This window comes from Spirosoma luteolum (assembly GCF_054778875.1).
In genome coordinates, this window is the sequence record NZ_BAAGZE010000023.1 from 580,394 (window position 1) to 598,163 (window position 17,770).

The 17,770-nt window shown below is 59.0% G+C and carries 16 protein-coding genes; 5 read left to right on the forward strand and 11 right to left on the reverse strand.

Features of this window, described 5'->3' with window-relative positions:
* Window positions 1-13: 13 nt before the first annotated feature.
* Window positions 14-3,049, reverse strand: coding sequence for a putative LPS assembly protein LptD (locus ACYVAC_RS22755; RefSeq protein ID WP_461100189.1), 3,036 nt, complete (start codon window positions 3,047-3,049; stop codon window positions 14-16).
* A 208-nt stretch (window positions 3,050-3,257) separates the two neighbouring features.
* Here ACYVAC_RS22755 and ACYVAC_RS22760 point away from each other — a divergent pair, with 208 nt between their 5' ends.
* The 3 genes from ACYVAC_RS22760 to ACYVAC_RS22770 all read left to right on the forward strand — a co-directional run bounded on the left by ACYVAC_RS22760 (window position 3,258) and on the right by ACYVAC_RS22770 (window position 6,989).
* Window positions 3,258-4,094, forward strand: a complete 837-nt coding sequence (locus tag ACYVAC_RS22760) for an N-acetylmuramoyl-L-alanine amidase family protein (RefSeq protein ID WP_461100125.1) — start codon at window positions 3,258-3,260, stop codon at window positions 4,092-4,094.
* Between the two features lie 171 nt (window positions 4,095-4,265).
* On the forward strand, window positions 4,266-5,279 hold the full coding sequence (locus ACYVAC_RS22765) for an MlaD family protein (RefSeq protein WP_461100126.1): 1,014 nt from the start codon (window positions 4,266-4,268) through the stop codon (window positions 5,277-5,279).
* 102 nt (window positions 5,280-5,381) lie between these two features.
* Window positions 5,382-6,989 (forward strand): acyl-CoA carboxylase subunit beta, encoded by a 1,608-nt coding sequence (locus ACYVAC_RS22770; RefSeq protein ID WP_461100127.1) that lies wholly within the window; start codon window positions 5,382-5,384, stop codon window positions 6,987-6,989.
* 132 nt (window positions 6,990-7,121) lie between these two features.
* On the opposite strand, the gene ACYVAC_RS22775 is transcribed toward ACYVAC_RS22770, so the two are convergent.
* The 7 genes from ACYVAC_RS22775 to ACYVAC_RS22805 form a co-directional block, all read right to left on the reverse strand.
* On the reverse strand, window positions 7,122-7,556 hold the full coding sequence (locus tag ACYVAC_RS22775; RefSeq protein WP_461100128.1) for a c-type cytochrome: 435 nt from the start codon (window positions 7,554-7,556) through the stop codon (window positions 7,122-7,124).
* A gap of 21 nt (window positions 7,557-7,577) precedes the next feature.
* Entirely contained in the window at window positions 7,578-8,162 is a 585-nt protein-coding gene (gene gldD / locus ACYVAC_RS22780) for a gliding motility lipoprotein GldD (protein ID WP_461100129.1), read from the reverse strand.
* A 78-nt stretch (window positions 8,163-8,240) separates the two neighbouring features.
* A complete protein-coding gene (locus ACYVAC_RS22785; RefSeq protein ID WP_461100130.1) occupies window positions 8,241-8,531 on the reverse strand; it encodes a hypothetical protein in 291 nt (96 codons plus the stop codon).
* Window positions 8,532-8,595: 64 nt separating this feature from the next.
* Window positions 8,596-9,375 carry a TIGR00266 family protein gene (locus ACYVAC_RS22790; protein ID WP_461100131.1) on the reverse strand — a complete coding sequence of 260 codons (780 nt, stop codon included), beginning with the start codon at window positions 9,373-9,375 and terminating at the stop codon, window positions 8,596-8,598.
* A gap of 195 nt (window positions 9,376-9,570) precedes the next feature.
* Complete coding sequence (locus tag ACYVAC_RS22795; RefSeq protein ID WP_461100132.1) at window positions 9,571-9,858, reverse strand: hypothetical protein; 288 nt, start codon at window positions 9,856-9,858, stop codon at window positions 9,571-9,573.
* A 72-nt stretch (window positions 9,859-9,930) separates the two neighbouring features.
* The gene (gltX, locus tag ACYVAC_RS22800; RefSeq protein ID WP_461100133.1) at window positions 9,931-11,469 is read right to left on the reverse strand and encodes a glutamate--tRNA ligase; all 1,539 of its coding nucleotides are present in this window, start codon (window positions 11,467-11,469) and stop codon (window positions 9,931-9,933) included.
* A gap of 75 nt (window positions 11,470-11,544) precedes the next feature.
* Complete coding sequence (locus ACYVAC_RS22805; protein ID WP_461100134.1) at window positions 11,545-11,913, reverse strand: Rid family detoxifying hydrolase; 369 nt, start codon at window positions 11,911-11,913, stop codon at window positions 11,545-11,547.
* An 84-nt stretch (window positions 11,914-11,997) separates the two neighbouring features.
* Here ACYVAC_RS22805 and ACYVAC_RS22810 point away from each other — a divergent pair, with 84 nt between their 5' ends.
* Both ACYVAC_RS22810 and ACYVAC_RS22815 read left to right on the forward strand, forming a co-directional pair.
* Complete coding sequence (locus ACYVAC_RS22810; RefSeq protein ID WP_461100135.1) at window positions 11,998-12,585, forward strand: TIGR04282 family arsenosugar biosynthesis glycosyltransferase; 588 nt, start codon at window positions 11,998-12,000, stop codon at window positions 12,583-12,585.
* A complete protein-coding gene (locus ACYVAC_RS22815; RefSeq protein WP_461100136.1) occupies window positions 12,582-13,742 on the forward strand; it encodes an App1 family protein in 1,161 nt (386 codons plus the stop codon). Before ACYVAC_RS22810 ends, ACYVAC_RS22815 begins: the two co-directional genes overlap by 4 nt.
* On the opposite strand, the gene ACYVAC_RS22820 is transcribed toward ACYVAC_RS22815, so the two are convergent.
* The 3 genes from ACYVAC_RS22820 to ACYVAC_RS22830 are packed head-to-tail and all read right to left on the reverse strand — an operon-like array spanning window position 13,743 to window position 17,619.
* Window positions 13,743-14,684, reverse strand: coding sequence for a sugar phosphate isomerase/epimerase family protein (locus ACYVAC_RS22820; RefSeq protein WP_461100137.1), 942 nt, complete (start codon window positions 14,682-14,684; stop codon window positions 13,743-13,745).
* A gap of 32 nt (window positions 14,685-14,716) precedes the next feature.
* Window positions 14,717-16,393 carry a hypothetical protein gene (locus ACYVAC_RS22825; protein ID WP_461100138.1) on the reverse strand — a complete coding sequence of 559 codons (1,677 nt, stop codon included), beginning with the start codon at window positions 16,391-16,393 and terminating at the stop codon, window positions 14,717-14,719.
* A 14-nt stretch (window positions 16,394-16,407) separates the two neighbouring features.
* Window positions 16,408-17,619 (reverse strand): hypothetical protein, encoded by a 1,212-nt coding sequence (locus ACYVAC_RS22830; RefSeq protein ID WP_461100139.1) that lies wholly within the window; start codon window positions 17,617-17,619, stop codon window positions 16,408-16,410.
* Window positions 17,620-17,770: the final 151 nt, after the last annotated feature.

Genomic DNA, 17,770 nt, shown 5'->3' on the forward strand with positions numbered 1-17,770 from the left:
GACAAACTCACTTCTACCGGCCGTAGAAGCCCCCGTTGTCGTAGAAACTCCGACGACGGCTGAGCTTAAGCTCCTGCAGAATCGACGAACGCGCCCGTAGGTCGAAGGAGTAGTTGCCCGACCGGATGTTGCTACCCGAGAAGGGGGTCCAGTTGAACGCCATTTCCCAGCAGTGCAGGTCGCGGTTGATCCCGATGGTGGTCAGGGTGGGGCGCTTGAACTGGAAGTCGTAGCCCGAGTTGAACGTGATTTTCCACTTGGGGGTCAGGCTCAGATCACCCGTCAGGGTCAGGGCCTGCACCACCTGCGAGATTTCGGGCGTCAGCTTCGTCAAACCAAAGGTGTAGCTGATGTTGACCGTCCAGGGGACGTTGAAATCGACGTACAGCTCGGGATTGGCGTTGATCGCCTTCATGGTCGCATCGCTGGCATTGTTGCTCGTTTTTTTCTTCTGCCCCTGTTTCGGTGCCAGTCGGGTACTCACGTAGGCCTGCACATTGGTCAAGCGCAGCAGCCCCTGCCCTGCCTGAAACGCATACACGTTCGGTACGCGCTCATACTGCCGGGTCTGGTCGAGGTAGCCCGCTGCCGCCAGCAGGGCTTCCGAATACGAGTTGGGCGGCAGTGCCGTCGTGCCGTTCGACGCGGCCAGCAAGGCGTAGTAGATCGTTCCGCCGTAGGGCCGGTTGGCATACGGATCGAAGGTCGACGAGAAGTTGAAGCTGACGTTTTTAAAGATCTGTGTGTTGGCGTTGACCGAAATCGGCGACAGTTTGAAGTCGGGTGCCAGCAGGTTATAGCTCCCGTTCAGGCTGAGGTTGTCGAAAATCGGAATCTTCTTGAAATCCTGCCCGGCCGAGTCGCTGCGGGTCCGCACTTTCATCTCCAGCTGGTTGACAACGCCAAACGAGATAAAGGCCGACTCGGTACTGCCCGACCCACTGCTGCCGCCCAGCCCCCGGAACACCGACAGCGTTCGCCGGTAAAGCGGCAGGCTGGCCAGACTGCCCACCGCCGGCAAGACCTGAAACTGCCCGAACGACGGGTTGGTGAAATCGGGAATATAGCTGAACGAAATCGACGGGGCCACCGTGTGCCGGATGGCTTCGATACGCTTGCCCCGCACAAACACCGTTCCGTAGAAGCGGGTGTTCATACTGGCGTTGGCCGAGAAGTTATACGAGGGGAAAAAGCCCCGCGCAGTGTCGATCCGGATACCATCGGCGTTCTCGCCCGAGGCCGGCACGTAGGTGTAATTCAGTTTTTTAGTGAAAACGTCGCCCTGCAGAGAAAAGCCGGGGGTTACGTTGATGTAACGCAGCAGCTTCAGGTTGGGCAGCGAAATCGGGATGCTGTAGCGGGCCTGCACCACACGGTTGTTCCAGATCCGGTTGGCGTTATCCAGGCTAAACGCAATCAGGTTCGGATCGCTCACGATCTGTCCATCGCGAATGGCCTGCGCCCGGGCAATGCTGTCGAGCGCGCGCTGCACCGCGCTGATGGGTATTTCGTTGGTGATTAGCCGAAAGCCCAGCCCGGTGGTGTCGACCTGCCGGCGAATGGTGTTGCTAATGGCAATGGAGCCACTGACATCGAGACCAACCCGGAAACTCTCGTACCAGCGGCCCGTGCCTCCCCGCAGCGCAAAGGGCGCGATCTGGTTGAGGCCAAAGTTAAAATCCGACGAGACGTCGGTTTTGCCATTCTCCCGAACACCGGTCTGGAAATTAACCTGTCCAAACTGCTGGTTGACCCGCAGGTTGGTGCCGAAGCGGGCATACTGACCCAGTTGCCGGCTATACTGTACCGACGACCCCGCCACGTTGGAGATGTAGGCGTTGCTGGCCGTGTTGGAGTTGAACTGGTTGTAGGAGTTGCTGCTGACGTTGACGTTGGCCGAGAAGCTGCCCCGACCGCGCGGTACGGGCGAGTGAGCCCACGAGAACAAGAAGTCGTTGCGGGGCGTCTGCGTCCTATCAACCCGGTCGCCCGACCGGTTACGGTTAAAAGCCATGTTGATCGACCCGCTGTAGCGATAGCGTTTGTTGTAGGCCGACGACAGCCCCAGCCCCCAGCTCCCGCGCGAATAGATCTGCCCTTTAAACTGCAGGCCCAGGTTTTCGTTGACAGCCCAGTAGTAGCCCCCGTCGCGCAGGTAAAAGCCCCGGCCGTTGGGCTCCTCGCCATACTGTGGCACAATTACGCCCGACACGCCGATCTCTTTTCGTTTCGGAAACGGGAAGAACCCAAAGGGCAGCCCGATCGGCAGTGGAATCTGGTTGATCACGAGGTTGAACGGCCCCGCTACCACCTGTTTATTGTGGATTACCTTGAGTTTGCTGGCGTTGATATGGAAGTGGGGCGTGGCCAGGTTACAGGTGGTGTAGATCGCCTTACCAATATATAAGTTATCTTCGGCGTCCTTTTTCACCGACACGCCCCGGATGTTGCCTTCGCCCTGCTGGGTAATAACCCCCTGAATTTTCCCTTTCTTGGTCTTGAAATTATAGCGAATCTCTTTCGTATCGTACTTCCCCTCCCCGTCCTGAAAAATCGGACGCCCGATGGTTTTCTGGGTGGTCGAGTCGTATCGGCCCTTGGCATACACCTCGTTGGTGATATAGTTGAGCCGGATATAATCGGCCTTGAGCGAAATCTCGCCGTACACCACGCTGGCGTCGCCGAAAAGCTCAACCGTCTGTCCATCGGCCAGGTAAATGGTCGAGTCTCTGGCCTGGTATTTGACCGTGGTCTGGAACGATGCATCGGCCTTGGTCGTGTCGGCCAGGCCCGCCTGCAGCGAATCGCGGGAGCCGCCGGTCAGGCTTTGGGGCCGTACGACAAGGGGAGTCACTGCCCCGGGTGTCAGCGTGCGGGGCTTGAGGGGGGCGGGCTGAACCGCCCGGAGCGTCCGGCCGCCCGTCGCTGTCGTGGTAGCAGCCCCCGTGGTAGCGGCCCCTGTGGTAACGGGTTTGGTTTGGGCCAGGGCCGCAAGCGTCCAGCAAACCCCTATCAGACAGAGGAAAAGACGGGTCCAGCTCAGTTGCATCCAGGAAGGCCGCAAAATAAAGTGCGTTTTTTTCTGTTTTATCAAAAAAATTATATTTGCTACCAGGTCAGGATACCCGAAGCTTACAAAGGTATCCACGAACCGTTATCCTGCTATCGACTTGAAACGTTTTCCCCTGTTAAAAATTATTAAACAACCGGGGGCATTGCGGCCGACCCTCTCTCCCGGAATAGTAACAACCCTGACGTTGACGCTGGGGCCGTTGCTGGCGCTCTCTGTTCTGTCGTTTCGTCCGGTCGACCCGCAGGATACCTGGCAGGACACGGTCCGGGCGAGCAACCGCGAGGTGCTGCCCGGCGACACCGAAAGTGCGCCTAACCGGCTGCGCACCGTGGTACTCGATGCTGGCCACGGCGGCAAAGACCCGGGCTGTATCGGGCGCAAAACGCGCGAATCGCGGGTGGTGCTCAAACTGGTACTGGAACTGGGTCGCAAAATTAAGGAAGAAATGCCCAACGTGCGGGTAATCTACACCCGCAACACCGACCACTTCGTCGAACTGGCCGAACGATCGGCTATTGCCAATCGCAACCGTGCCGACCTGTTCATTTCGATTCACTGCAACGCCAGTCCGTCGTCGCACAAGGTCTACGGCACCGAAACCTACACCATGGGGCTTCACAAAACGGAAGGGAACCTCGACGTGGCGAAACGGGAAAACAACGTTATTCTGAAAGAAGCCAACTACCAGCAGACGTATAAGGGCTTCAACCCCAACTCTCCCCTGGCCCACATCATGCTGGCCAATTACCAGCACGCGTTTATGGGTAGCAGTATCAACTTTGCCGAGAAGGTGGAGCGCAGTTTCCGGCGCAATGCCGAGCGCAAAAGTAATGGGGTGAAGCAGGCCGGTTTTCTGGTGCTGTGGCGCACCACCATGCCCAGCGTACTGATCGAAACGGGCTACCTCACCAACCCGACCGAAGAAGATTTTCTGATGTCGGAAGCAGGGCAGGAAACCATTGCCGGGGCCATTTACAAGGCTTTTGCCCAGTATAAGCAGGAGATTGAATCGGCAAATTGACCGTGTTGCCGGGCTTCGACACCACCACCCTGTAGCGCATCGGGCACTGAGCGTCAGGGCAACGCCCCAGCTTTTTCGCCCGATTCCGGCACAAACCACCCGCGAAGTTGGTTATACAAACGCCATCTCAACTGGCGAAGCCGTTGAGGCTTGTATCACCGTCGCACACTCATGACTATTTCAAAGGAGATTAAGGTTGGTTTACTGGCAGTTGTCTCGCTGCTGATGCTGTATTTTGGATTCAATTTCCTGAAAGGCTCCGACTTCTTTTCATCGAACAATACCTACCAGGCCGTATATGACAACATCGACGGACTGACGGCATCGAATCCCATCCAGATCAATGGCCTGACGGTGGGACAGGTGAAAAACATCGAGATCATGCAGAACAAGGGTAACCGGCTGCTGGTAACCCTTGAAATTCGGAAAGATATTCTGGTGACGCAGGGATCGCGGGCCGTACTGGCCGACGACGGGCTGCTGGGCGGCAAACTGATTCGCCTGCTGATCAACCCCGGTCGGCCGGCACTGGCGGATAAGGGCATGCTGGTTGCCACCCGCGAATCGGGTCTGTCGGCTCTGATCCGGGAGCGTACGCTGCCCGTTCTGAACAACGTCGATTCGCTGACCTACCAGTTGAATAAAATTGTCGGGCAGTTCGACCAGACGGGTATTGTGCTTAACCAGACGCTTAAGTCGGCCAACGGGGCCGTTGGAACGCTTGATCTGACCATTGCCGAGAACCGGGCGGGCCTGCGCACGGCGCTCGCCAACGTAAATCAACTGGCGCGGTCGTTCAACGAAACAGAGAAAAAACTAAACCCGATTCTGGACAAAGCCGATTCCTTCGCCGATTCGCTTCAAAAGCTGGAACTGCGGCAAACACTCGGCACCGTCAACAAGACGATCGACAATATGCAGAAGCTGCTGGGCAGCATCGAGCAGGGGCGCGGGTCGCTGGGCAAGCTGACCACCGACGAAGCTCTGTATAAGAACGTCAACGCGACAACGGCGAACATGGCCCTGCTACTGGCCGACCTGCGGCAGAACCCAAAGCGGTATGTGCATTTTTCGCTCTTTGGCAAGAAAGACAAGGAGAAACCTTCGATTGCCCAGCCCGGCAGCATGACGATTACGACCTCGACCGTAACTACGACCAAAGTCGACAGTACCAAGGCGCAGTAACGGACCACGACCCGGCCGCGCAATTTCCCCAAACACATTTGTCCCGAAGACCGGTTAACTGTATGTTAGCCGGTCTTATTTTTTTCAACTTCATCAACCCTTATGACACTCCTGAACCAGTTACACGAACGCGCAGCCCAGACCAGACTGGGGGGCGGCTCCAAGAAAATCGACGATCAGCACCGCAAAGGCAAGCTGACCGCCCGCGAACGCATCGACTACCTGCGCGATACCGATACGCCCTTCGTTGAAATTGGCCTCTTTGCCGGCGACGACATGTATGCCGAACACGGCGGCTGTCCCTCCGGCGGGGTGGTAGTGGGCCTGGCCTATGTATCGGGGCGTCAGTGCGTGCTGGTGGCCAACGACGCTACGGTGAAGGCGGGCGCCTGGTTTCCGATCACGGCCAAGAAAAACCTGCGGGCGCAGGAGATTGCCATGGAAAACCAGCTGCCCATCATTTATCTCGTCGACAGCGCCGGTGTGTACCTGCCCCTGCAAGATGAGGTATTCGCCGACAAAGAGCATTTTGGCCGCATGTTCCGCAACAACGCTCACCTGTCGGCCATGGGTGTGCTGCAGATAGCCGCCATTATGGGCAGCTGCGTGGCGGGGGGGGCTTATTTGCCCGCTATGTCGGACGAGACCCTGATTGTGGAAGGCACCGGTTCGATGTTTCTGGCCGGCCCCTACCTCGTACGGGCGTCGATCGGTGAAGATGTCGACGCCGAAACGCTGGGCGGAGCCGTTACGCATACCGACATCTCGGGCGTGGTCGACCACCGATACCCCGATGATCAGAGCTGCCTCGACGCCATCAAACGCATCATGGCCAGGACCGGTCATAAACCCACGGCGGGTTTCGACCGGGTGGCACCAGCCCTGCCCGCCAAAGACCCGGCCGACATTGCCCAGTTGCTCCCCGCCGATCGTACCAAGCCCTACGACATGCGCGACATTCTGGAGCGCCTGCTCGACGCGTCTGAATTCGATGAATACAAACCCACCTACGGGCAGTCGCTGCTGTGTGGTTTCGGCCGCATCGACGGCTGGGCGGTGGGCATCGTGGCCAACCAGCGCAAAGTGGTTAAAGCAAAGGGACGTACCAGCCAGCCTATCGAGATGCAGATGGGGGGCGTTATCTACGGCGACGCAGCCGACAAAGCAGCCCGCTTTATCATGACCTGTAATCAGAAGCGCATTCCGCTGGTGTTTGTGCAGGATGTGTCGGGATTTATGGTTGGGAGCCGCGCCGAGCAGGGCGGGATCATCAAAGACGGGGCTAAAATGGTCAGCGCCATGGCCAACTCGGTCGTGCCTAAATTCACCGTCGTCGTTGGCAACTCCTACGGGGCCGGCAATTACGCCATGTGCGGGAAGGCCTACGATCCTCGGCTGATGCTGGCCTGGCCCACGGCTCAGATGGCCGTAATGAGTGGCGCTTCGGCGGCCAAAACACTGCTCCAGATTCAGGTAGCGGCCCAGAAGGCCAAGGGGCAACCCATGACACCCGAGGAGGAGCAAACGCAGCTTCAGAAAATTACCGATCAGTATAACGCCCAGTTATCGCCCTACTATGCCGCAGCCCGGCTGTGGGTCGACGCTGTCATCGACCCCGCCGATACGCGGCAGGTCCTGTCGGAAGGCATTGCCGCTGCCAACCACGCCCCCATCACCAAACCTTTCTCGGTGGGTGTGATTCAGACGTAGAAGTGGGGCGTATTTAGTTCACTGTTTTCGGTGTACGGTATTCAGAGGGCTTTTATTGTATACGCGTCAGCGCCCTGAGCACTCTAAACTGAATACAGAAAACCGTAAACTGAATACCACAAACCACAAACCTTATTTCCCCCGCTGGGCTTTTACGTCGTCGGGGGTGATGGCGCTGGCTTTGTTGCCGAAACTGCTACGAATGTAGGTCAGCACGTCGGCCAGTTGCTGGTCGGTCAGGAAATCGTGGGCAGGCATCACGTTATCGTAGGGCTCACCCTCAATTTCCTGCCCCTGCAAACCCTTCAACAGTACATTGATCAGCCGGTTTTTATCGCCCAGCACCCAGTCGGTGTTGCGCAGGGGCGGATTCAGGTTCGGTACCCCCGACCCATTGGCCTGGTGGCAGGTAAGGCAGTTTTGCTCGTAAACGATCTGCCCCGGCGACTTCACCGAAACGGCAGCCGTGGCGGCTTTCGAGACCGGCTTGGTTGTAACGGCCGGCTTGGTCTGGGCCACGGCCGCGGTAACGGCCAGTCCGGCCAGCAGGGTGAACAGTGCTTTCATGAGTGTCAGGTAGTGCCGATCCTACTTTCGCCAGGTCAGCGTGTTGAGCATGTGAAGAATGTCTTTCCGAATGTACTGGATCACGGGTTGCAGCGAATCGTTTTCGGTGGCCGTGTTGAAGTATAACGCGCCCCGCAGGAAATGGGTTGTCGAATCGGTTGTGACAAACTGCACCTGACTCGGTACCTCGCCCGACAAGTCGATGATACTGGCTTCGAGTCCCGACTTCAGCCTGATCTTGCGCTGCTCGATGGCGTATGCCTTGATGTTGTGACGGGCGGCCAGTTTGTAGGCATCTTCGAGCATGGCCCGCAGCCGGTTCACATCGTTGCCCACCGGTTTATAGGTCAGCTGCACGCTGGCGTGAAATTGGGGGTAATTGATAAAAACCCAGTGTGGCTCCGAACGGGCAAAGGTATCGGGCAGAATTCGGGCCACCTGGTTGTACTCGAACTGGTAGGGATGGGTGGGCGGCAGGGCACCATACCGGGCTGTCGGCAGGTCGAGCCTGGGAAAACCTTTGGGTTTAGGCACGTAGTTGTCGTTCGACCGGCTCCCGCAGGCACCCAGCAGGAGGGCAACGACCAAAACAGATAAATAGCGCATGGGGTATCGATCAGACTAGACACTCAACGAAAAAGCCCGGCGGTTTGGTGCCGGGCTTTCCGCTGTTCCTATCGCCTGTCAGGCGTTTACATCTTCGAGTTCTTCTTCCAGTACGGGCTTGCCCAGCAGCGTGGCAAAGCGGTTGATGTTGAACGTGGGTTCAAACCAGACCTCACCCATGACGGGATGCTTCACCGGCACGTCGGGGTTCTGAATTTCGTTCAGCAATACCCCCGTCTCGCCGGTTGTGTGTCGCTTTACCTGCCGGATGGTGTACATCTGATCGCGTTTGGGCGTTTTGATGCCAAACTCAGCGTAGAAAGCCAGCACCGGCGCCGGGAAATTATCATTCGTGCAAATTACGTCCATGATGTTGTTTCTGAATGGATTGTCGCACAAAGATAACAGTTGGCCGTCAGAACTGATTCCCCGGCTAATCTTCGAACAGGTTGCCCAGCTGACCCAGTACCGAGCCGCCTTCCTTGTGCGACTGTGCCCCGTAGGGAGCCAGCCGCTGCACCAGTTTCGAAATCGGCATCGACTGAATCCAGACCTTTCCCGAGCCGCGCAGGGTAGCCAGGAAAATGCCTTCGCCCCCGAAAATCATGCTTTTCAGCCCGCCCGACCGCTGCACGTCGAAGTTGATGCTGGGCTCGAAACCCACCACGCAGCCCGTGTCGACGCGTAACATCTCGTTGTTCAGCGTCCGCTCGATGACCACGCCCCCGGCATGAATAAAGGCCATCCCGTCGCCCTGTACTTTTTCAAGAATGAAGCCTTCGCCCCCGAAAAAGCCTGAGCCCAGCCGCTGGTTGAACTGGATACTCAGTTTGGTACCCAGGGCTGCGCACAGAAACGCGTCTTTCTGCACGATCAGCGTGTTGCCGTAGATATTACCCAGGTTAACCGGCATGATGGTACCCGGATAGGGAGCGGCAAAAGCCACCTTCCGCTTACCACTGCCCCGGTTGGTGAAATGCGTCATAAACAGCGACTCACCGGTAATCATGCGCGTGCCGGCCTGCAGCAGCTTGCCCATGAAGCCCTGGTTCGGCTGCGAGCCATCGCCCATCTTGGTTTCGAACTGAATACCATCTTCCATAAACAGCATGGAGCCGGCTTCGGCAATGACGGTCTCGTTGGGGTCCAGTTCGATTTCAACGATCTGGATATCTTCACCAATAATCTTGTAATCAATCTCGTGGGAGTACATACGGGTTTCGGTTGTGTTGGTCTGATTTGCTGGGCGAAAACTACAGAATATGCCCTGTCGGCGAACGCATTTTTTGGACAAACGGACCAAAAAAAGCCCAACCGGGCCTTTTGGCAGGTTGGGCTTTCTGGTAATCCTGTCTGCACCCGGCCCGATCTGCCCCAAAGGGCAGCGCCACGCGGTCAGGGCGGGCGGTCAGCGCGCGTTGATATCGTCGGGCAGGTCGTTGTCCGTTTCGTCGAACAGCTTCTCCTCATCGCTCTTACCGGTCTCGGCCGCCGGCTGGTCGCCTTTGAGATTGAGATCGGTGCGGTGGCGCAACTTTTTGTCGTCGACGGTCTTGTTCAGAAACTGGTTGATCCGGTCGATATCGAAGCTGGTCGTGATCTCACCGAATGAATTGATCTGAATATCAAACCCTTCCAGCTCCTTATGAACCCGGGGTTTTTCACTTTCGTCGGGGTTGTTCTTCTTTTTTGCCATGGTGCCGGGGGTTCTGTTAATGACCAAAAGTAACCGTATTGCATAACAACGCTACGGCCGGCTTGTTTGGGCTCAGGCTGGCTGCGGGAGCGTTGCCAGCGCCTGCCCAAGCCGGCGCAGCGTTTCGTCCTTACCGATAATTTCCATCGTCAGCATCAGGTCGGGGCCCGCGCCGGTACCCGTCAGCGCCAGGCGCATGGCCTGCATGATTTTCCCCTGCTTGATACCGGCCTGCGTCATGGCGTCGCCCAGGGTGTGCTTGATGGCGTCGGCCATAAACTCGCCCTCGAACGCGCCAAGCGCCGTCTGGAAAGCAGTCACGGCTTTCACCGCATCGGCATTCCACTTGGCCGTCGTAACGCCCTCATCGTAAGCCGTTGGCGTATTGAAAATGGTGCTGGCTTCGGTAAAAATTTCGTGCGCAAAGTTGACCCGGCCTTTCAGCAGGGCGGCAATCTTGGCGGCTTTCTCCAGCGTGCAGGGGTAGCCGGCGGCTTCGGCCTGCTGCTGCACGCTGGGCGCCAGCACGTCGTCGGCTACCTGCCGCACATACTGGTGGTTGAACCACTGGGCTTTCTGGATATCGAAGCGCGCACCAGCCTTGTGCACCTGCGCAATGTCGAAGCTGGCAATCAACTCATCCATCGTAAACAGTTCCTGCTCGGTGCCGGGGTTCCAGCCCAGCAGCGCCAGAAAGTTGACCGTTGCTTCGGGCAGATAGCCGTCTTCACGGAAGCCTCTGGCCACGACGCCCGTGGCCGGATCGGTCCATTGGAGCGGAAAAATCGGGAAGCCACCCAGGTCGGCATCGCGCTTGCTCAGCTTGCCGTTGCCTTCGGGCTTGAGCAGCAGCGGGAGGTGGGCAAACTGCGGCATGGTATCTTCCCAGCCCAGGTAGCGGTACAGCAGCACGTGCAGCGGAGCCGACGGCAGCCACTCTTCGCCCCGAATCACATGGGTAATGCCCATCAGGTGATCGTCGACGATGTTGGCCAGGTGGTAGGTCGGCAGTCCGTCGGACTTTAGCAGCACCTTGTCGTCGATCGCCGACGAGTGGACGTTGACCCAGCCCCGGATCAGATCGTTGAGCCGCACTTCTTCTTTGCGGGGGGTTTTGAGCCGAATCACGTAGGGTGTCCCCGCGTCCATCAGCGCCTTCACTTCATCCGGCTTCAGTGTCAGGCTGTTGCGCATCTGCATCCGGGTGATGGCGTTGTACTGCGCAGCCGGAGCGTTGGCCGCTTCGAGCCGCTGCCGCATGGCATCCAGTTCCTCGGCCGTATCGAAGGCGTAGTAGGCTTTGTCTTCGGCCACCAGCCGGAGGGCTTCTTTCTGGTAGATGTCGCGTCGTTCCGACTGGCGGTAGGGTCCGTGGGGACCACCTACCCCCTGTCCTTCGTCGATCTGAATACCGACCCAGCGCAGGGCTTCGAGAATGTAATCTTCGGCACCGGGCACAAACCGATTCTGATCGGTGTCTTCGATACGGAGCAGCATCTGCCCCCCCATCTTGCGGGCGAACAGGTAATTATACAGCGCGGTTCGCACACCACCGATGTGCAGCGGCCCCGTTGGACTGGGCGCAAACCGAACGCGAACTGGAGTTTGCATAGGGAAAGTAGTGAGTGAATGAATGGATTATTGATTGAGCGTTTTGAATCACTCAACCACGCAATCACCAGTCACTCATTGAATGGCAATAACTGAAATTTCGACGTTGACGTCTTTGGGCAGGCGGGCGACTTCGACCGTTTCGCGGGCGGGTGGGTTGCTCGTGAAGAACTGACCGTAGACCGCATTGATAGCCGCAAAGTTGTTCATGTCTTTCACGAAAATGGTGGCTTTGGCTACGTTTGCATAGTCCATACCGGCGGCCTTCAGAATGGCACCGATGTTTTCCATCACTTTCTGGGTCTCGGCCTGGATGTCGCCCTGGGGTGCCAGCTCGATGGCTACCTGCCCCGATACATAGAGCGTTCCGTTGACGAGTACAGCCTGGCTGTAGGGTCCGATGGGGGCTGGTGCCTGATCGGTATAAACAATTTGCTTGCTCATAGTTAATATACAGGGTCGGGGTTTCTGCCGGCCCACTTTCATTCGCAAAGGTACCACCACTAAGGCGGTCCGACAAACCTCCGCATGACCCAGCATCACCTTATTATTTTCGTTAAAAATCCGATTGAAGGGCAGGTCAAAACCCGCGTGGCCCGCACCGTCGGCAACGCCCGGGCCGTGGCCGTGTACAAACACCTGCTGGCTCACACGCAGGCCATTGCCCGCCCCCTCGACGCCCACCGGGTGGTGTATTACGGCGATTTTATCAACCCCGACGACGGCTGGACAGGCTTCGAGCGCAAACTCCAGACCGGCGATGACCTGGGCCAGCGCATGGCCGCGGCTTTCGACGCGCAGTTTGCCGCCGGCGCCACTAAAGTCGTGATTATCGGTAGCGACTGCCTGGCCATCACGACCGATCACCTCCGGCAGGCGTTCGATACTCTTGACCGCACCGACCTGGTGATTGGTCCGGCCACCGACGGGGGCTACTACCTGTTGGGTATGAAACAGCCCCACCCCTTTCTGTTTGCCGATATGCCTTGGAGTCAGCCCGAGCTGCGGCAGCTGACCGAACGGGCAATTGCGCAGCACGGCTATAGCCTGGAACGGCTGGAACCACTGACCGACATCGATGAATGGAGTGATTACGAACAAGCACTATCCTTATGAGCACCTGGCAGGATTTTCTGGCAACTACACTGAATACCACCGAAGCAACCTTCGACCGGCTTAAAGCCCGGCTGTTTAACCGGCTCGACGCCGACAAACCTTATCGCATTGTTTACTACCGGGGGTTTGGCAGCCCCTCGGCCGTCTGGCTGAAGGGCCGCGTGCTGCGCGAACGCCCGCTGCGCAAACCAAGCGACGACCACACGGGGCAAGATGATAGCTTCTGGCAAAACCTGCTCGCTACCTACCAGCGCTTTGAGAGCGATGAGGTACCGGGCGTGGTGGTGCGGGTCGACGCGTTCGGGCAACGTCATACGACCACGACCGACGAGGAAGGCTATTTCGAGGTGACCATCAACCCACCCAACGACCTGCCACCCGGCCGGGTCTGGTTTCCGGTTACGTATTCGCTCGATGGCATAGCACAGCCGCAAACGGACGAACCCGTCCGGAAAGACGGGTACCTGATGATTTCACCTACGTTCAGCCAGTTTGGGGTAATCTCCGATATCGACGACACGGTACTGGTAACGGGGGCTACCAACCTGCTGCAAACGGCCCGGCTCACGTTTCTGGGCAACGCCTACACCCGGTTGCCTTTTGGGGGCGTTGCCGCTTTCTACCGTGCGCTGCAAAGCGGCCCCGTCACCACGCTGTTCAACCCGATTTACTACGTGTCGAGCAGCCCCTGGAACCTGTATGACCTGCTCATCGACTTTTTCCGGATTCAGGGCATTCCCAAAGGACCGATTCTGCTACGCGACCTTGGCCTCGACCCGGCGCTGCTGTCGTCGCAGTCGCACCACACCCATAAGCTGGCCATGATTCGGAAAGTGCTCGACGTGAACCCGACGCTTCCCTTTGTGCTACTCGGCGACAGCGGCCAGCAGGACCCCGAAATCTATACGCAGGTATTGCAGGAAAATCCGGGCCGGATTCGGGCGATCTACATCCGAGACGTGTCTGCCAAAGACGAGCGGGACCGGGCCGTTCAGGAGCTGATCCGGGTGGCCGACGCCCATAACGTGCCCATGCTGCTGGTGCCCGACACGGTTGCGGCCGCCGAACACGCAGCGGCCATTGGCCTCATCGACTCCGACACCCTGCCTGAAATCCGCGCCGACCGGCAGTCGGATATGGGCCAGTCGCCGACCTGATCAGACCGCTGCGATCATGGTGTTCAGTTTGGCAAACGCCGTACTGGCTACGGTAGCAGCAGGCTGGGCGTAATAGGTTTTGTTGAACACTTCGAGCGACAGGACAATGGGGCGGCTGCCGGACGTGGCACTCCCCTGCAGCTGGCGCAGAGCCGCCTGGATGGGCGCCACACCGTCGCCGGGGTAAACGCGGTCGGCATCGGTGATCGATGCGGGGTTCATACCGGCCGGCACATCGTTGACGTGAAAGATGTCGATGGCCGGCCGCCCCACAAACGACAGCATGTCGTAGCCCGAGCCTCCTTTGTATAGGTGGTAAATGTCGAGCAGCACCCGGGCTGCGGGGTTGCCACTGGCCAGCGCAACGTACATGACGTCGCTCAACCGGTTGAGATTACGCGCGAACCCCCACAGTTCGAGCTGCGGAATAACGCCCTCGCCAACGCCCATGCTCAGAATAGCCTGGTAGCGTTCGGCAATCTGGGGCAGGCCGATAAGCGGGTCGGTAGTTGTATGCGCGCCGATGGGGGGCGTAGCAATGCGCTTACAGCCGATCTGTGCCAATATGGCCATTTCCCGCTTCAACTGCTCGACGCCACGCTGCCGCACACCGGCATCGTCGACGATCCAGTGAGCAAAGCCAATGGCATTCTCGACCGTTATGCCCAGATTGCCCAGCAGCCGACGGGCCTCAGCCGGGGTACCTCCACCCGTTAGGTACTCCTGCAGCGTATCGACCCAGATTTCGACCGACCGGAAGCCGGCTTTGGCCGCCGTTTCCAGCTCCCCCACAAACCCCAGTTTGTGGCCCCGGATGGTGCTCATGTTCAGGCAGGGAACGAACGCGGCTTTTGGGGCGGGCGCAGGGCTGGCTTCAGCTGAAGGCGTAAGTAAGGCACCGGCCGAAGCGGTCAGGGCAGTAAGAGTCTGGCGACGATTCATGCCCACAGAATACCGCTTCGGCTTACTTCTACTCAAAGCAGCGGATCGTTTACATCGGTATCGAACACGCCCGTCAGCACCCGCCCCTGCCGCTTCACCTGTACCCAGATGCGGTAGCGCCCCGCCCGTGGAAACGAATACGGAAACGAAACAAGATTATTGACCGGCATGGCGTGGCGCATGGCGGGCATAGCTGCGGCCAGCTGTCGATTCTTCTGGGCCTCAGGCAGTGTTTTCAGCCGGGCCACGTAGCGGTCGATACTGTCGCGGAATCGATTGGCATCTGGATAGTGAAACTGCCGGGTCGTATCGGCCAGCCGGTTCACAAAGCTCTGCTCGGCGGCCATCGAATACGTGCCTACAGGGTGCAGGTGAATATAGACGGATCCATCGTTACGCAGGATTACGCCGTGCCCGCTCATACCAAGGTACGGTTGCAAAGCCGTGGCCCGCCCCGACGAGTCGGCCACGGCAAACTTGAGTACGTAGGGCCGGCCTGCTTCGAGCACTGCGGCTGGCTTGTCCATCCAGACCATCGTTGCCCCGTCGGCCAGCGGAGCGCTGGCGCCGGGCTTGCCACAACTGGCCATAGTATTGTCGAGGTAGGGCAACGGCCGGGTGTTTGCAGCTGCCCGCTGGGGGCCCGTTATAAGCCAGCTATCGTCGGCGTCAGCCAGGGCTATATGGCCCGACTGGGGTGCCGGTAAATCGATCGTATCGGTCAGGGTTTCGCTGAAGCCACTGCGGTAAACCACGTCTGAGTAAAGCAGGTAGCGCCCCGCCGGCAGCGGTGGCAGCCCCGTGGTGTAGCGAACACTGTCCAGCCGGGTGGGGTGCAGGTGCGCAAACGCGTCGAGACCCGGCGTCCGCACCAGAAATGTGTGCATGAGTTTGCCGTGGTCGGGAATCATGAAACTCAGCGGTCGGCGCAGCTGCCGGCGCTCGCCAAAGCGGGTTGTATCGATCTGCATCAGCAGCTGCCGGCCAGGCTGACCGCCTGCGGTGGTGGGCTGTACCGTTGTCAGCAGGGCTGGTTTCTGGTAGAGCTGTTCCTGCCGGTAGCGCGTGGCTGTACTGGTCCACCAGCTGCGCCAGCCCGTCATGATGAGCGTAATGAGCACCAGCCCTACGCCCATGCCCGCCAGCCGCCGGCGTCGCAACTGCGTGGGCGTGGCCTGCCCCGACCGGAACACGCCGTCGGCATTGCTGGCCCCAACGATCGTCACGAGCATCGCCACCAGCAGTAGCCCCATGGCGGCCAACCCCATACCGGTACCCGCCGGCATGTCGCGCAGGGCGGTGGCCACCGAAACCACCGGCACCACCAGCTTCTGCCGGCCATCAGGACCATCGATGGACAGTTCAACGCTCGACGAGCCGGAACTCATCAGCCACAGATCGCCCGCAAACGAACCGTCGGGCTGCCGCACCAGGGCATCGTGCGTGGGGGCGCCCTCATCGCCCGACAGGAAATAAACGGGGCGCGCGCCGATCTGCGCCACGCGACCCTGCTCCACAAATACGGTTACCTTAGCCGTGCCGGGTACCACATCGGGTGGCTGTACGCTTACCAGCAGAGTGTACCTGCCCGCCTGTTTCTGTACCACTACCCCCGCGCTGCCAACGTGGGCACTGGCCCGGTGGCCGGTCAGCAACAGCACCAGCAGCCCAATCAGGACGCCGAAGCGTCCGTTTCTGTATCGGTTCATATGTCGTCGGCGACTTAGCGAACAATTCGTTTCATCCAGTTACCCCACAGCAGCCCCACCCGGGCCGACAGACCGGCGTAAAATATGGCTTTGCTAAAGCCACTCCAGAACACGGCCGGAGCCTGCAGCTGCCGGGGTGAAAACGCGTAGCGGTACGGCCAGTCGAGCGGATTGTCGTATTTCCAGCTGTACGACAGAAAAAACCCATTCCGGGCGAGGGGCGACGTGTGCAGAAATTCGCCGAAGGGCCACTGTACGGCCAGCAGCACAAGCATAAACGGAACGGCGTAGAGTACCGCCCGCTGCCAGTCGGTCAGGCCCGCCTGTTTCTCAAAGCGGTGCATAAGCGCATCGACGACCAGCCCCGGAATAGCCAGCAACAGCGGAAAAATAAACGGCTGGTAGGATGTGATGGGGTTCAGTACCGGACCCAGGCGGGGTGTAGCCGGAAAAAACTGCAGAATCCAGCTGGGTGCTCCGAGTATAAGCATGTAGAGCAGGGCCACCGTAGTGACCGGCCAGCGCAGGGTTGAGGCCCGCCCAACGGCCAGCAGGAAGATGGGAAAGATGATGGCCGCCGTGGTGTAATAGATAGAGTGGTGCGAATAGTAGCGACCGAGGGTTTCAGAGCCCAGTGTAAAGAGCGTGGTCAGCAACAGGGCGGCCGACAGCGCAAACAGGGCCTGCAACCGCCGTTTTGTACCGGTATCGGCCGTTTTAGCGAGCCGGTTCTGCAGCGCCAGCACGCCCACCATGGCCCCAAACTGAACCGTCATGATTCCGATGGCCAGAATAGTGTGCGGGGGGGTCAGAATCTGCACATCGAGGCCGTAGGTGTTGTGCCACCAGTCGTCGAAAGGAGCCGAAGTGAGCATGGCCAGCGCGCCCCATACGCAGAACATCGCGCCAAGGGGGCCGAAGAACACACTCCAGAACGGTACGGCTTCGGCCCGACCGGGGTGGTTGCGCGTGAGGGTGAGATGCAGAATCTGGTAGGCCGAGGATAAACCCGCCACGATGGCCCCGATGTAGATGACCAGGTGCGGAGGAGCAAACAGCCCGTCGCGGCCAATGCTGATGTGCCACATAATGTCCCAGAGCAGGCCTGTGACAACGCACAGCGACGAAAAAACGACGGCGTAGATGTAGCCGGGAATCGAGCCGACCCGGCTGGCCCCGAATGGCGCTGCCGGCACGTTGACCGGCAGCTGATGGATGGTTTGCATGGTTACAGGAAGCAACGAATCGTATGCGAGCCTGAATATACAAAGGTCTGCGCTGTAGCCCTCACCTTTTTCCACCATTGGTCTGCCGGCCGCGGTACGGCTGGCCGGTGTGTACCGGCAGTTGGCCCTGACGCATCGGGCCAGACGGTAG